This window comes from Kribbella sp. NPDC050241, from assembly GCF_044459685.1.
GTDB lineage: Bacteria > Actinomycetota > Actinomycetes > Propionibacteriales > Kribbellaceae > Kribbella.
Genome location: NZ_JBITJE010000001.1, coordinates 692,062 through 707,819 on the forward strand (window position 1 = coordinate 692,062; position 15,758 = coordinate 707,819).

Here is a 15,758-nt window from a genome sequence, read left to right on the forward strand (position 1 = left end):
GCGATTCAGCGGAACTGGTGGGTCGCGACCCAGTTCGCGACTTGGCGGCCGAGCCGGTTCCCGTCGTCCACCGCTTGGCGGAACTGCAGACCCTGCCAGACCTGGGAGCTTCTCGTCTCGTCGTCCAGCAGCAGGGCGGAGTCGAAGTGCCGGGTCGTCGAGGTCACCGGCGAGGAGACGTTCAGGTCGAGTGAACGCCCGCCGAACAGCCGGCGGAAGGTCTCCGTCGCCGCGCCGGTGATGCAGGCGTGGCTGCTGACGTACTCCGGGTCCGGTGGTGTCGCGATCAGGGGTTTCCACTCCGGATCGCCGGTGGTGTCGCCGTTGCCGTCGATGTCGGCCAGGTGGATCGCCGTACCCGGTCGCCAGAAGGCGAAGTCGTACTTGGTCCGCCAGCACGCGACCAGGGCGTCGGCGGTGCTGGTGCCGAGGAGCGCGAAGGCACGCGCACTCGTGACGGTGTCCAGTCCGCGCCGGGTGACCTTGTCGCGCAGCGCCTGCTGGTACTGCGCGACCGGGTTCGCGCTCCAGAACAGCGCGGTCTCGGTCTGCTCCGCCGTACGACTGGAGCCGTCCTTCGCGCCCTTCTTCGTCACTTCCGCGAGCTCGCGGGCGTAGGCCTCGGAGTCGAGCGGGTCGGGACCAGGCAGCTCTACCTGCTTCGGCGACTTGAGCACGAGCGGCCGGACGAACCCGAGCCACTGCACTCGCATCGGCTCACTGTTCGCCGGCCGCCACCTGCCCGGTCCGGGCGTGACGTCCAATGACCGTGCGGCATCGCGCCCGTCGTTGCGCCGTGCCGCGATCAGCGCATCCGCGGCTGCCTGACCGACCTCCTGCCCCCGCGCCTTCGCTGGGCCGCTCGAGACGTCGCTGAGCGACGCGGAGTAGTCAGCCTCGAGCTGCCGTGCCGAAGCCGGGAAGTAGTGACTCAGCACGCGGTACGCCGCGGTCGCGGCCGCGGCCTGCGTCGATGCGTGGGCCTGGGCTCGTGGCTGCTTCAGATACGGCCGGTAGTGACCCTCGATCGTGACGACCGCGTCGTACACGGCGATCGACACGAAGCCGAAGTACTGCCCGGACACGGGAATCGGGGTGGAGTTCTCGGTGAGGATGGTCCGTTCGGCGATCGCGTTCCAGGTCGTGACCACCGCCGGATCCGTGTCGTCGGTGCCGTCGCCTTGGCGAATGCCGGTCGCCAGGCTGGTCGGGACCAGGACGGCCGAGGCGACGAGACCGGCAGCGAGAGCGATGACGAGTCCAGGGTGTTCGCGGCGCACCGGATTCTCCTTCAGCCGCCTTCTGGTCACGTCCAGCATAAGTGGGCGCGTCCGATAGAGTCTCGGCGTCAAGCGATGGCAACTGCAGGAACCCGGTGTGAGTCCGGGACGGTCCCGCCACTGTGACCCAGCGCCGTAGTCAGGCGTAGGGGAGTCAGGAACTGCCGCTGTCGCACCTCCGGACGGGGCGTGGACACCCCGAGGAAGGACCGGTCGCGCATGCCCGCGAACCTCCTGCTGCTCTCCACCGCCGACACCGATCTGCTCGCCGCCGCCGAGGCGGACGCCGGCTGGAAGGTCGCGAACCCCGCCCGGCTCGACCTCGCCGACCTGGCCCCGTTGCTGGACGCGGCCGAGATCGTCGTGGTCCGGTTGCTCGGCGGTCGCCGGGCCTGGGAGGAGGGCCTCGACGCGGTGCTCGCCTCCGGCAAGCCGGCGGTCGTGGTCAGTGGCGAGGCCGCGCCCGACGCCGAACTGATGTCGTTGTCGACCGTGCCTGCGGGCGCGGTGACCGAGGCGCTGGCCTACCTGCGTGAAGGCGGATCCGAGAATCTGCGCAACCTGGCCGGCTTCCTGAGCGACACGCTGCTGCTGACGGGCGACGCGTTCGACCCGCCCCGCGCACTCCCGGCGTACGGCGTCCGCGGGACGTTCGTCGAGGATGAGCGGCCGGTGGTCGGCATCGTCTACTACCGAGCGCACGAGATCTCCGGGAACACGGCCTTCGTCGATGCGCTGGCAAGTGCGGTCGAGGCCGCCGGCGCGCAGCCGCTGCCCGTGTACTGCGGGACGCTCCGCGGACTCGACCCGACCAGCGATGAGAACGCCGGACTGTTCGACCTGCTGCGGAAGTGCGACGTCCTCGTCACGACCCTCCTGGCCGCCGGCGGGTCCGTCGCGGCCAACGCGAGCGCAGGCGGCTCGGATGATGCCTGGGACGCCGGCGCGCTCGCGTCCCTCGACATCCCGCTGATCCAAGGCCTCGCGCTGACCTCGACCCGCGAGCAGTGGCTGGCCAGCGACGCCGCGATCAGTCCGATGGACGCCGCGACCCAGGTGGCGATCCCCGAGTTCGACGGACGACTGATCACGATCCCGTTCTCCTTCAAGGCGTACGACGCCGACGGTCTGGCCCGGTACGCGCCGGACCCGGAGCGGTGTACCCGGCTGGCAGGAATCGCGGTGGCGCATGCACGGCTCCGGCACGTGCCGAACGGCGACAAGCGACTCGCGCTGGTGCTGTCGTCGTACCCGACCAAGCACGCCCGGATCGGGAACGCGGTCGGCCTGGACACTCCAGCCTCGGCGGTCGTCCTGCTCGGGCAGCTCGAGGACGCCGGGTACGACCTCGGCGGCCTCGACCTCAGTGAACTGCAGGGCGCGGACGGCGCGGACGGGCTCATTCACCGACTGATCGCGGCGGGCGGTCACGACGTCGACTGGCTCACCGACGAGCAGTTGGCCAACGCCGTCGCGACGATCCCGCGGTCGGTCTACCAGCAGTGGTTCGGTCGCGTGCCGGAGTCGTTGCGCGAGGCAATGACCGAGGCGTGGGGCGAGCCGCCCGGTGAGCTGTACGTCGACACGTCCAGGGACGAGCCCGCGATCGCGTTGGCGGCGCTGCGCTTCGGGAACGTCGTACTGATGATCCAGCCGCCGCGCGGCTTCGGGGAGAATCCGGTCGCGATCTACCACGACCCGGACATGGCGCCGTCGCACCACTACCTGGCGGCGTACCGCTGGCTGGAGGCCCCGCCGTCGGATGGCGGCTTCGGTGCGCACGCGGTCGTCCACCTGGGCAAGCACGGCACGCTCGAATGGCTGCCGGGCAAGGGGATCGGGATGGCGGCCGGCTGCGCGCCGGACGCCGTCCTCGGGAATATGCCGATGGTCTACCCGTTCATCGTCAACGACCCCGGTGAGGGGACGCAGGCGAAGCGGCGCGCGCACGCGACCGTCGTCGACCACCTGGTCCCGCCGATGGCGCGGGCCGAGACGTACGGCGACATGGCGAAGCTGGAGTATCTGCTCGACGAGTACGCGACCGTGTCGGCTCTGGACCCGGACAAGGTGCCGACGCTGCGTGCGCAGATCTGGACCCTGATCCAGGCGGCCCAACTGCATCACGACCTGCACACGTCCGAGCGGCCCGAGGACGACGACTTCGACGAGTTCGTCCTGCACCTGGACGGCTATCTGTGCGAGATCAAGGACGTTCAGATCCGCGACGGTCTGCACATCCTCGGTGGTGCACCGGCCGGTGAGGCACGGATCAACCTGGTGCTCGCCGTACTGCGTGCGCGGCAACTCTGGGGCGGGTCGTACTCGATTCCCGGTCTGCGCACGGCGCTGGGTGAGACCTTCGGAGTCGACGAGGCGGCCATGCTCGCCGATCCCGGCCGGGCCGTGCCGGAGCTTGCCGAGCTGGCCACGCTCGCGGATCTGCCGGCGGTGAGTGGCGCCGACGGTGTCGACCTGCTCGAAGCCGTCGCGCGCAAGCTCGTCGTCGGGATGGAGACGCTGAGCTGGGAGGCCGCGAAGGTCCCGGTCGTCGTGATCGAGGTGCTCGGGCGGTCGTCGGAACAGGTCGAGGCGTCGCTCGCCTTCGCCGCCGAGGAGGTCGTGCCGCGGCTCGCACGCACCGGTGACGAACTGACGAACGTACTGCGCGCCCTGGACGGCCGCTTCGTCGAGGCCGGTCCGTCCGGCTCGCCGACCCGCGGTCTGGTCAACGTGCTGCCGACCGGGCGCAACTTCTACGCCGTCGACCCGAAGGCGATCCCGAGCCGCAACGCCTGGGATGTCGGGGTCGCGCTGGCCGACTCGCTGCTGGCCCGGCACAAGGCCGAGACGGGGGAGTGGCCGCGATCGGTCGGCCTGACGATCTGGGGTACGTCGGCGATGCGGACCCAGGGCGACGATCTCGCCGAGGTGTTGTGGCTGCTCGGCTGCCGCCCGGTCTGGGACGACGCGTCACGGCGGGTCACCGGCTTCGAGGTGGTCGGCCTGGAGGAGCTCGGCCGGCCACGCGTCGACGTGACGATCCGGATCTCCGGTTTCTTCCGGGACGCGTTCCCGCACGTGGTCACGCTGCTGGACGAGGCGGTCCGTACCGTCGCCGCCCTGGAGGAAGGGGCTTCGGACAACTACCTCCGCGCACACGTTGACGCCGACGTTGCGGCCGGCAACGACGTACGGTCGTCGACCGCTCGGGTGTTCGGCTCCAAGCCCGGCTCGTACGGCGCCGGCCTGCTGCCGCTCGTGGACGCACGGAACTGGCGGACCGACGCCGAGCTGGCCGAGGTGTACGCGGTCTGGGGTGGGTACGCGTACGGCAAGGGCCTCGACGGCGCCGAGGCCCGCGGCTCGATGGAACGCGCCTACGCCCGGATCCAGGTGGCGGCGAAGAACGCGGACACTCGCGAGCACGACATCATGGACTCCGACGACTACTTCCAGTACCACGGCGGCATGATCGCCATGGTCCGTCACCTGACCGGGTCCAACCCCAAGGCGTACGTCGGGGACTCCGCCGTACCGGCGCAGGTGAAGACGCGGACCCTGGAGGAGGAGACCAAGCGCGTCTTCCGGGCCCGGGTGGTGAACCCGCGGTGGATGACGGCGATGCGGCGGCACGGGTACAAGGGTGCCTTCGAGATGGCCGCGACGGTGGACTACCTCTTCGGGTACGACGCGACCGCCGGTGTGGTGGACGACTGGATGTACGAGACCCTCACCACCGAGTACGTCGCCAACCCCGAGATGGCCGAGTTCTTCCGCAAGTCCAACCCGTGGGCCCGCCACGGCATCGCCGAACGCCTACTCGAGGCAGCCCAGCGAGGACTCTGGGCAGAACCGTCACCGGAGGCGCTGGAGACGCTCCGCAGCGCAGTACTTGAGACGGAAGGCGATATCGAGGACCGCGGCTGACGTCCTGTGATTGGGTGGGGGTATGGCGCCTCAACAGTTGAGAGTCCTGATCACCAACGACGACGGTTACCAGGCTCCGGGGATCCGGGCGCTCGCACCCGCGATCGCCGCGCTCGGGCATGAGGTGCTCGTGCTGGCCCCGCTGTACGACGAGAGCGGTGTCGGCTCGGCGCGCGCCGGGATGGTCGGGCGGCCGATCCGGACGGCGACGTTCGAGGAGAACGGCGTCACCTACATCGGCGTCGACGGTACGCCGGCTCTCGCGGTGACGCTGGCGTCCGTCGGGGCGTTCGGGCGGGCCCCGGACGTGGTGTTGTCGGGGATCAACCGCGGCCACAACATCGGCGTACCGATCTTCCACTCCGGCACCGTCGCCGCGGCGCTGACCGCGGCGGGACAGGGGTTGTCGGCGGTGGCGATCAGCATCGACTCCGAGGACCCGGACCACTGGCCGACAGCGGCCTCGGTGGCGGCCGAGGCGCTCACCTGGATCGTGCCGGAGCCGGCCGGTACCGTCCTGACCATCAACGTTCCGGACCGCCCGCTCGACCAGCTCAGCGGTGTCCGGCACGCCTCGCTGGCGCCGATCAAGCGTTCGCGCGTCGTTGGAACCACCGCTCCGAGTGGCGAGCCGATGATCGAGCTCGAACCACCCTCGCCCAACCCGGTATCCGACTCCGACGAGGCGCTCCTGAAGGCCGGATACGTCACCGTCACCCCGATCGTCGGCATCCGCGAGGTCAAGGACGACGCGGCCGCCACGGCCCTCGCGAAGCGCCTCTCCTAGAGGTAGCCCAGTAGGTCCGCGTTAGAGCTGACGGGCTGTCCGTCCGGGCCCGTCAGCATGTCCTCCAGCCCGACCCGTACGTCGTACCCCTGCGCCGAGGCCCAGCGCAGTACCGGCCAGGCCCACTCGCCCTCGCCATGCACCAGCACGTCCCGCGTCGGCAGCACGCCGAGCACCGCCTGAGCCGCCTCCACACCGTCCGATCCCGGCGACACCCCCGGGATCGCCTCGACCAGCACGCGCACCACCGTCCCACCCCAGGTGAGGTACTTGTCAGCGGCCGTCGGCGTGAACAACCCAGCCTCGACCCTGATCCCACGCGCGATCAGCAACTCCGCAACCCGCTCCGCGCCGTCCTCATGAAAGTTCACACTCGCGAAGTCCGGCCCGGCTTCCCACTCGCCGATCAGCCGCAACCTCGCCGCCAACTCAGGCACGATCTCCTCCCGAGTCGACACCCCGACCGGCACCCCCGGACAGCTCACCCGCACCGCCTCCACCGCGGCCCGGATGTCGTCCCACCGCAGGCTCTCGCGCTCATCACCTCCGCGCGGATGCACATGCAACGCCTGCGCTCCCGCCCGCACCGCAGCCGCACCCTCCGCCGCCAACTCCTCCGGAGTCACCGGTACGCCGCGGTGATCCGCTCGCGACCGATCACCGTTCAGGCACGCCTTGATCAGCACGGCCCCAAGCTACCTAAGGGGGTACGCCGCGGATCTGAGGTGGACTGCCCGATGTGGCGACTCCGGGCCCGGCCGCAGGGTGAATGCAGACGGCGATCCGCGCCGTGAGGAGGAACCGTGAAGCACATCCGTACCCTCGTGGCCGTACCTGTGTTGACCGTCGGCATCACCCTGGCGATCGCATCCCAGGCCTCGGCGCGCGAGATCTATCCCGAAGACGACTACCGGCAGCCTGTCGTGGTCGTCCACGATCCGAGCCCGACGATCGAGGTCGACGACAACCTCGACGAAGCTCGGCAGGCCGGCGCAAGCGCCATCGGTGGGGCCGGTATCGCCCTGGCCGCTCTTTGGGCCTACCGACGTCGCCATCCGGTCCACCTTCACTGACCAGGCAGCCGCCGCTCAGCCAGAGCGGCGGCTGCCACCCGGGTCGTAGTCCCGGTCTTCCGCAGAATGTTCGAGACATGAACACTGACCGTCTTGTCACTGATGAACAGATCCTTGGCGATCTCGGAGTTCGACCGCCCGGCCACGAGAAACGTCAGCACCTCCCGCTCCCGCCCGGTGAGCGCTGCCAGCCGTGAGTCGTCGACGGACGGCACGTCCTCGACCGGGCTCAAGTCAACCTTTGCCCGCCGCGCGAGCGACTCGATCTCTCGACGCAAGGGCTCGGCGCCCAACTCGACCGCGCATTCATGAGCCTGCCGCAGGAGGCCGCGTGCCTGCGCCGAAGTCGGTCCACTGGTGAGCTCAGCCTCGGCGCACCGCCACTGCGCGACCGCTTGATCCCAGCGACTTCCGGCAACACCACACGCGTCTGCCGCGCGGCGCCACAGGTCAGCTTGATCCAGGGTGTTCCGGCAGCGGCCGATCTCGGCCGCAAGGAGTGCCTCATTCATCGCTTGGACATCCACGCCACCCATGGCGTCGGCGAAGGGCGCCCGCGGCCATCCGTCGATGACGCTGTCGAGCGCGTCCGCGGCCGCAGCGACGGCGGCGACCTCGCCGCGGTCGCGGGCGGCGCAGGCTGCGTCGGCCGCCGCCTGGGCGAAGCCCGGAAGTACCTCGTCATCCCACCCCTCAGGCGCCTGATCCAGCACGGTCAGACGTGGGCGTGCCCAGGCCACGGAGTCTGCGGCCTTGCCTTCCGCCGTCATCAGCTCGATGCCGACGCGGGTGATGTACGGGCGGAGCGGATTGAAGTCGTCGGAGATCAGCTCCAACGCCCGATCGAAATGCTGCCGGGCCTCCTCGGTCCGGCCCGACCTGACGGCGAGCAGGCTTGCGGCCAGCCTCACGCCTGCTCCAGGGATATCGGCCGCGCGGGCGGCCAACGCTGACCGCAACAAGTCATGGCACTCGTCCCACCGGCCGAGTTCGATCAGCTCACCGGCGGCCTGGAAGGCGAGGAAATACGCCCAGACACCGGCGCCGGCGGAGACCGCCTCGACATACGACGCGCGAGTGACCTCGGCTGCGTCGGATCGCGGGCCGATCGTGTGGAGGGCATTGAAACGGAAGATGGCGGCATTGGTGGCGGTGTCGATATCTCCGCAGGACCTGGCCAGCTGCTCCGCAACCTCCGCACCGGCGAGCGACTCGAGCGGCGCGCGACTGTCGGACACAGCCGCCAATGCACCCAAGGCTCGCCCGATGGCTTGCGCCGAGCCTGACCTGTGCGCGATCCGGACCGCTTCCTCTGCGTGCAGTACGTCGTCTGGCAGGCCGTGCAGCGTCTCGCTCTCGGACAGCTCCGCGAACGCGACGGCGCGCTCTGCGCTCGCGGGGAAGTCGGTCGTCAACTCGATCGCTTCCCGAACGTCGGCCAGGTCCGGCATGCCGGGCGCGGTCGAGCTCCAGCGGGCGTCGGACCGCGCGACCAGGAGATCGCAGGCCAGCAACGGCTCGCGCGTTTTGTCCACCAGGCTCAATGCCTCGGTCAGGAGCGGGACGGCCGCGTCGGCCAGGCTTGCCCGGAGACAGATCGTGCTTGTCCGTCGCAACAAGCGGATTCTGTCGTCACGCCCGCCTCGGATCGCTGGTGATGCCGACTCCCAGAGAGCGCACGCGCGGCGGAGTTGGATCGCCTCTTCGGACGGGGCCCGTAGCTGCGCTGCCTGGTCGGCCGCCACCAGCGACCAGCGGAAGGTCGCATCGATGTTGCCGGCTCGTTCGTTGTGGACCGCCAGGTCGGCGGCCGTCAACTCGGCGGGTCGCGACTCGAGTACGCGGACATAGTCGGAATGCAGCTCGATCGATTGGTCGGGCGACAGACCGTCGTACAGAACCTCGGCCAGCAGCGGATGACGGAACCACCAGCTACCGCTGTCGTTGCGCACGACCCCACGGTCCTGCGCCTCGGACAGGCTGGGGGTGATCTGATTCGCGTCGATCCCATGGCCGGATGCGACCTGGCTCAGTACCGCGGACGACGTCGGGCGACCGCCAACGGCGAGAACTCTGGTGAGCAGCCGGGCCCGTTCGCTGAGGCCGTGCCAGGTGGCGAGCAGCGCTTCCCCGAGTGCGGCCGGGACCGTTGGAGGCAGACTTCGCTCAGCGCCGGACAGGCCGCGGACCATGAGTTCGACGAGATAGGGGTTGCCGTCCGACCTGGCCAGGACCTCGGTCGCGAGCTCGATGTCGGGCGTGTGGCCGAGCAGTCCTTCGATCTGGTTGCTGACGGCCCCCAGGTCGAGCGGTTGCAAGGAAGTCTCGCCGAAGTACGGCATCCGGCGCATGTCGGCCAGCCAGGAGTGGAGTGGATGCCCCTCGCCGCGTTCCTCGGTCCTGCAGGTGGCGATCAGGACCAGCCGCTGGACCCGGAATCCGGCGATCAAGTAGGACAGCACGTCCAGCGAGGCCACGTCGGCCCACTGCAGGTCGTCGATGACGACCACCGTCGGGCGCTGGTCCGCGATCCGGTTCAGCACGAGATCGACCAGCATCGGCAGCCGCGTCGAGTCGATGCCGTCGGCAGCGTCGCCGCTGCCGTTCGTGCCGATCGAGGGAAGCAAGGCGGTCAGCCGATCGGTCGCGGCGAGGATCCGCTCCCGCTCGTCCGCGTCGGCCTGGCTGAGCCAGTCCTGCAGTGCGCCGCTGATCGGGGCGAACGGAACCGACGCGCCACCGAAGTGCACGCACGATCCCCACAGGACGGTCAGCCGCGGATCCCGGCACATCTCCCGCGCCAAGCGGCTCTTTCCGATGCCGGCTTCACCGTGGATCACGATCGCGCGCGGGATCCCGCCGACGGCGTCGCGCAGCACATCGCCGAGCAGTTCCTGTTCGACGGCCCGTCCCGCAAACCGATGATCGGCCCGAAGACCCCCCATGTCACCTCAGTGAACACCCATCCGCGCCCAACCGACAGGCCCACCACCGCCGGGTGCGGGTGTGAACCTGGTCGCTGAGGGATGGGTGGCGTGTGTCATGATCGGGCGGACGGTTGTGGAGGAACACCGGTGACCGGCTTCGGCCGGGAGTCCGGGGCGGTCCCGCCACTGTGACCGGGGTGAATCCCGGAAGCCAGGACATCCACCTCCGTCCGTCGGACTGCGGTCTCCGTGGTACGGCGTACCAGCTGCCGGCGGGCGTGGATACCCGCTCGACGAAGGGATCCACCGCTCATGCGGCCTGCCTCACCGTCCAGTGGTTTCCCGTTCACCGCCGTGGTCGGGATGGACGATCTTCAGCTCGCCCTGATTCTGGCGGCGATCTCGCCGGCGATCGGTGGGGTGCTGATCCGGGGCGAGAAGGGTACGGCGAAGTCGACCGCGGTCCGCGCACTGACCGAGATCCTCCCGACGGTGGACGTCGTACCGGGCTGCCGCTTCTCCTGCGACCCCGACCACCCGGACCCGGCCTGTCCCGACGGGCCGCATTCGTCGGTCAGCGAATCCCGGCCGGCCCGGCTGGTCGAGCTTCCAGTGGGTGCGACCGAGGACCGTGTGCTCGGGTCGTTGCATCTCGAGAAGGCGCTGGCCGAGGGCATCACGGCGTACGAGCCTGGTCTGCTGGCCGCGGCGCACCGCGGGATCCTGTACGTCGATGAGGTCAATCTGCTGCACGACCATCTGGTCGACGTACTGCTCGATGCGGCGGCGATGGGACGTGCGACGGTCGAGCGGGACGGGGTGTCGGTCACGCACCCGGCGCGGTTCGTGCTGGTCGGCACGATGAACCCGGAGGAGGGTGAGCTCCGGCCGCAGTTGCTCGACCGGTTCGGGCTGACTGTTGATGTCGTCGCCAGCCGGGATCCTGCCGTCCGGGTCGAGGTGATGCGGGCTCGGCTCGGATACGAGGCTGATCCGGATGCCTTCATTGCTCGGTACGACGGTCCGCAGCGCGAGCTCGCCGAGCGCATCGTCAAGGCTCGTGCCCTGCTGACCGAGGTGATTCTCACCGACCCCGCTTTGCGTCAGATCGCGGAGATCTGCGCGTCGTTCGACGTCGACGGGATGCGGGCCGACTTGGTCACCGCGCGTACGGCGGTTGCCCACGCTGCCTGGTCCGGGCGCACTGTGGTCGAGGTGGATGATGTGCGCGCGGCCGCCAAGCTGGCGTTGCCGCACCGGCGTCGTCGAAATCCGTTCGACGCTCCAGGTCTTGACGAGGACCAGCTGGAAGAGGCGATCAACAACAGCACTCCGCCCCCGGAGGACCCGGACGACGATCCGGACGGTCCAGGCGGTCCGGGCGGGGGAGCGGATCCCGCGGACGACGGCAGCCCGGCCGACGCGGACCCTGCCGACTCCACCGCAGACCCGGCCGGAGTCGACCCGGATGGGCCAGAAGGCGGCGAGGCGAGTGGCCGGCCTGGGCCGGCGCCGGCTGGTGAGGTAGTCGGCAGCTCGGAGCCCTACAAGGCGCGGTTGCTCAGTGTGCAGGCCGCCGGGACAGGCGTCGCCGGTCGGCGGTCCCGGGCGATCACCGAGGTCGGGCGCGTGGTGGGCGACCGTTCACGGGCAGGACGTGAGGCAGGCCGCCCGCATCTCCTGGCAACTATCCGATCCGCGGCTCCGCATCAGCATGCGCGCGGGCGGACCGGGCCGGGGCTCGCGGTGCGGGCGGCGGATGTGCGGCTCGCCGTACGAGAAGGGCGCGAGGGCAACCTCGTGCTGTTCTGCGTGGACGCGTCCGGCTCGATGGGAACGAAGAAGCGGATGGGTGAGGTGAAGACCGCGATCGTCTCGCTGCTCCTGGACGCGTACCAGCGCCGTGACACCGTCGGCCTCGTCACGTTCGCCGGTGCCGCTGCGACGGTCGCCCTGCCGCCCACCGGCAGCGTCGAGACCGCCGTACGCCGGCTTGAATCGCTGCCGACGGGCGGACGTACGCCGCTCGCCGAGGGACTGCTGCAAGCCGCCGAGGTACTGCGGATCGCCGCGATCCGCGACCCACGTCGACGCCCACTGCTCGTGCTCGTCACCGACGGCCGAGCCACCCACGGAGACAACGCGTTCGCCCGCGCCCGCCAGGCGGCCGGCTGGCTTGCCCAGCACGGGATCGCCACGGTGGTCGTCGATTGCGAGCCGCGCCGCGGCGTCCGGCTCGGGCTGGCCGGGGAGCTCGCAGCCGACCTCGGCGCCGAGTACCTCGACCTCGGTGACGTTGCCGCTGGCAACCTCATCCGCACGGTGACGGACCGGAGGGCGGCCTGATGCCGAAGGGGCAGCCCAGTGTGGTGCCGCAGGACGGCCTGACCACCCGCCAGCGCCGGAGCCGGCCGCTGCTGATGGTGCACACCGGTGAGATGAAGGGAAAGTCGACGGCCGCCTTCGGGATGGCTCTGCGCGGCTGGAACCAGGGCTGGAACATCGGCGTGTTCCAGTTCGTCAAGAGCGCGAAGTGGAAGGTCGGCGAGGAGAGAGCGTTCAAGGCGCTCGGTGAGTTGCACACGGCGACCGGTCAGGGCGGGCCGGTCGAGTGGCACAAGATGGGCGAGGGGTGGAGCTGGTCGCGGAAGGCCGGCACCGAGGAGGACCACGCCGCCGACGCGCTGGAGGGCTGGCGCGAGATCCAGCGCCGGATCGCCGCGCAGACACACGACCTGTACGTCCTGGACGAGTTCACGTACCCGATGAAGTGGGGCTGGGTCGACGTCGACGAGGTGGTCGAGACGCTGACGAACCGGCCCGGCCATCAGTACGTCGTGATCACCGGACGCAACGCGGACCAGCGCCTGCTGGACGCCGCCGACCTTGTCACCGAGATGACCAAGGTCAAGCACCCGATGGACACAGGCCAGAAGGGCCAGAAGGGCATCGAGTGGTAACGCCCGGCGGGGTCAGGGAACGCGCCGCAGTTGGGGTGACGCTGTGATCCCGCGGGTTGTGGTGGCGGCGCCGGCTTCGGGGGCTGGGAAGACCACGGTCGCCGTTGGGTTGATGGCGGCGCTACGGCGGGCCGGGCACACGGTCGCCGGGTTCAAGGTGGGGCCGGACTACATCGATCCTGGGTTCCACGCGGTCGCCACTGGTCGTCCCGGGCGGAACCTCGATCCGATGCTGTCTGGCGAGGAGCGCGTCGGCCCGCTGTTCGCACACGGTGCCGCTGGCGCAGACCTCGCCGTTGTCGAAGGCGTGATGGGGCTGTACGACGGCGCCCTCGGGACCGAAGGGTTCTCGTCCACCGCCCACGTCGCGAAGTTGCTCAAGGCACCTGTGGTGCTGGTGGTCGACGCGTCGGCTGCGGGTCGAAGCGTCGGCGCCGTCGTCCAGGGTTTCGTTGCCTTCGACACCGAGATCCGGATCGTGGGTGTCATCCTGAACAAGGTCGGTTCGGACCGTCACGAGGCCGAGGTACGGGCCGGAGTGGCGCCAACCGGCGTACCGGTGCTCGGTGTACTTCGGCGCGACACCCGCCTCACCGTGCCCAGTCGTCACCTCGGTCTGGTCCCCGCCGACGAGCAGCGGGAGCAAGCCTCGGCGGCGGTTGAGGCTGCCGCCGAACTGGTCCGCCAAGGCGTCGACCTGGAAGCGTTCGTCGCCGCTGCCCGTGCCGCCACAGATCTCGACGTCGAGGCGTGGGACCCGACCGCGGAGGTGACTCAGGCGGGTGAAGGTCGGCCGGTGGTGGCGGTTGCCGGTGGCCCCGTGTTCTCGTTCCGCTACACCGAGACCGCCGAGCTGCTGGTTGCCGCGGGCGCCGATGTTGTTGCCTTCGACCCGCTGTCCGATCCATTGCCTGAAGCGACCTCGGCGCTGTATCTGGGTGGCGGCTTCCCGGAGCTGCACGCTGAAGCGCTGTCGGCCAATGACGTACTCCGTCGGCAGGTGGCGACCGAGATCGCGGCCGGGTTGCCGGTCATCGCCGAGTGCGCCGGACTGCTCTATCTGTGTCGCGAGCTGGACGGCCATCCGATGACGGGTGTGCTCCCTGCGACCGCTCGGATGACCGACCGCCTGACCCTCGGCTACCGGACGGCGATCGCCGCCACCACGACTGCGTTCTTCGACGAGGGTCGTCGGGTCCGCGGTCACGAGTTCCACCGGACGGCGATCGAGCTGGACGCCCAGGTCGATCCCGCGTGGCACCTGCCCGCTGGTGTCGAGGGCATCGCATTGCCTCGGGTGCACGCGTCGTACCTGCATCTGCATTGGACGGCGAGCCCGGACGTCCCGGCCCGCTTCGTCGCGGAAGCACGTGTGCATGCGGGGCTCGAGAAGTGAACCTCGTCGTCGGCATCGGCCTCCGTTCCGGTACGCCGTACCGCGAACTCCGTGACCTCGTGCACGACGCACTACAGGAGGCTGGTGGAGGCACGGTCCGGCTCGTCGTCACGGTCGCCGGCCGCGAAGCCGAGCCAGGTGTCCAACGCCTGGCTGCCTCCCTGAACGCCGACCTACAAACCGCGCCCGCCGAAGAGCTGGCCCGCGAGTCCGTCCCCACCCCAAGCGAGAAGGTCGACCAACTGACCGGCACGCCAGGCGTTGCAGAGGCTGCAGTGCTCCTCACCGGCGCCGAACTGCTGGTCACGAAGCGTCGTTCAGCTCGTGCGACAACAGCCATCGGCCGCTTGCCTGCTGCTCCTGGCTATGCACCTGCAGAACGGAACATCGTCCATCGGGTGATTGCGGAGCGGCGGGATGTGCGGAGGGGGTTTCTGCAGCGAGAGATTCCCGATGATGTGTTGGGGCGGGTGTTGGAGGCTGCGCATCGGGCTCCGAGTGTGGGGTTGAGTCAGCCGTGGGACTTTCTGTTGATTCGGGACGTGGCCACGCGGCGGAAGGTGCATGACCTGGCGTCGGCTCAGCGGGACGCGTTCGCGGCGAGTCTGCCGTCCGACCGCCGGCAGTCATTCGACGGCCTGAAGATCGAAGCCATCCTGGACACCCCGCTGAACATCGCGGTCACCTGCGACGCGGGCCGCGGCGGGCGGCATGTGCTGGGTCGGCACGCGGACCCACGGACCACCTGGTTCTCCGTGGCGATCGCGATCCAGAACCTCTGGCTCGCCGCGCGAGCCGAAGGACTGGGCGTCGGCTGGGTTTCCTTCTTCGAGCCCACCGAGGTCGCCGCAGTACTCGACCTCCCCACCCACATCGAGCTCGTCGGCTACCTCTGTGTCGGGTACGTCGAGGAGTTCGCCACCGCACCCGAGTTGGTACGCACCGGTTGGGCCGCACGCCGCCCACTCGCCTGGGCAGTTCACCAAGAGGAATGGGGCCGACGCGGCCTCCCCGGCGTCGCACCCACGTCGATCGTCGACGACGCGGTGCAGGCACAGCAGAACGCCGTACAGACAAACAGCCGACAGCTTGTCCGACTCATCGTCGGCGGCGATCCGGCGCAGTACTTGGAGCAGCCCGAGGCGCTCGTCGTACAGCTGAATCCACAGAAACCCACAGCCGACTTCGGTGTGCTGTGGCGGCCTGCTCGTACGCCGGTCGAGGCGGTGGAGCTCGGTGTCGAGCTCGCACGGGACCTGGCGTTGCAGGGCGTAGGCGAGTTCGTTGTCCAGATCGTCGAGCAATCCGAACTGGCCGATGCGATGGCGCGGGGACTGCGCGTCGGTGCATCGGCCTGCGGAGTGACGACTGCTGGATGAGCGGGAAAGCTGTCAGACTCCTCGGC

General features: G+C 69.7%; 10 protein-coding genes and 2 riboswitches. Of the genes, 7 read left to right on the plus strand and 3 right to left on the minus strand.

All coding sequences use genetic code 11. From position 1 onward, the window contains the following. Positions 1-5: 5 nt before the first annotated feature. Positions 6-1,310 carry a vanadium-dependent haloperoxidase gene (locus ACIBG5_RS03155; protein ID WP_396389776.1) on the minus strand — a complete coding sequence of 435 codons (1,305 nt, stop codon included), beginning with the start codon at positions 1,308-1,310 and terminating at the stop codon, positions 6-8. A 26-nt stretch (positions 1,311-1,336) separates the two neighbouring features. Further along, a riboswitch (cobalamin riboswitch) is annotated at positions 1,337-1,464 on the plus strand. Positions 1,465-1,499: 35 nt separating this feature from the next. Between ACIBG5_RS03155 and cobN the strand changes: the two genes are divergently transcribed. Continuing rightward, entirely contained in the window at positions 1,500-5,210 is a 3,711-nt protein-coding gene (cobN, locus tag ACIBG5_RS03160; protein WP_396389777.1) for a cobaltochelatase subunit CobN, read from the plus strand. A 22-nt stretch (positions 5,211-5,232) separates the two neighbouring features. Beyond that, the gene (surE, locus tag ACIBG5_RS03165) at positions 5,233-5,997 is read left to right on the plus strand and encodes a 5'/3'-nucleotidase SurE (RefSeq protein ID WP_396389779.1); all 765 of its coding nucleotides are present in this window, start codon (positions 5,233-5,235) and stop codon (positions 5,995-5,997) included. Here the strand turns inward: surE and ACIBG5_RS03170 are convergent. Next, positions 5,994-6,683, minus strand: a complete 690-nt coding sequence (locus ACIBG5_RS03170; protein WP_396389781.1) for a 3-keto-5-aminohexanoate cleavage protein — start codon at positions 6,681-6,683, stop codon at positions 5,994-5,996. The two genes, surE and ACIBG5_RS03170, sit on opposite strands and share 4 nt — an antisense overlap. A gap of 117 nt (positions 6,684-6,800) precedes the next feature. Here ACIBG5_RS03170 and ACIBG5_RS03175 point away from each other — a divergent pair, with 117 nt between their 5' ends. Further along, on the plus strand, positions 6,801-7,070 hold the full coding sequence (locus tag ACIBG5_RS03175; RefSeq protein ID WP_396389783.1) for a hypothetical protein: 270 nt from the start codon (positions 6,801-6,803) through the stop codon (positions 7,068-7,070). On the opposite strand, the gene ACIBG5_RS03180 is transcribed toward ACIBG5_RS03175, so the two are convergent. Then, positions 7,064-10,015, minus strand: coding sequence for an AAA family ATPase (locus tag ACIBG5_RS03180; RefSeq protein WP_396389784.1), 2,952 nt, complete (start codon positions 10,013-10,015; stop codon positions 7,064-7,066). The genes ACIBG5_RS03175 and ACIBG5_RS03180 overlap by 7 nt on opposite strands. Positions 10,016-10,104: 89 nt before the next feature. Beyond that, positions 10,105-10,237, plus strand: a riboswitch (cobalamin riboswitch). 72 nt (positions 10,238-10,309) lie between these two features. Between ACIBG5_RS03180 and ACIBG5_RS03185 the strand changes: the two genes are divergently transcribed. Genes ACIBG5_RS03185 through bluB form a run of 4 tightly spaced genes read left to right on the plus strand, consistent with a single transcriptional unit; the run spans position 10,310 to position 15,732 of the window. Beyond that, positions 10,310-12,343, plus strand: a complete 2,034-nt coding sequence (locus ACIBG5_RS03185; RefSeq protein WP_396389785.1) for a putative cobaltochelatase — start codon at positions 10,310-10,312, stop codon at positions 12,341-12,343. Then, a complete protein-coding gene (gene cobO / locus ACIBG5_RS03190; RefSeq protein ID WP_396389786.1) occupies positions 12,343-12,957 on the plus strand; it encodes a cob(I)yrinic acid a,c-diamide adenosyltransferase in 615 nt (204 codons plus the stop codon). The genes ACIBG5_RS03185 and cobO overlap by 1 nt, the downstream gene beginning before the upstream one ends. A gap of 43 nt (positions 12,958-13,000) precedes the next feature. Continuing rightward, positions 13,001-14,353 (plus strand): cobyrinate a,c-diamide synthase, encoded by a 1,353-nt coding sequence (locus ACIBG5_RS03195; RefSeq protein ID WP_396389787.1) that lies wholly within the window; start codon positions 13,001-13,003, stop codon positions 14,351-14,353. Then, positions 14,350-15,732, plus strand: coding sequence for a 5,6-dimethylbenzimidazole synthase (gene bluB / locus ACIBG5_RS03200; protein WP_396389788.1), 1,383 nt, complete (start codon positions 14,350-14,352; stop codon positions 15,730-15,732). The genes ACIBG5_RS03195 and bluB overlap by 4 nt, the downstream gene beginning before the upstream one ends. Positions 15,733-15,758 lie beyond the last annotated feature (26 nt).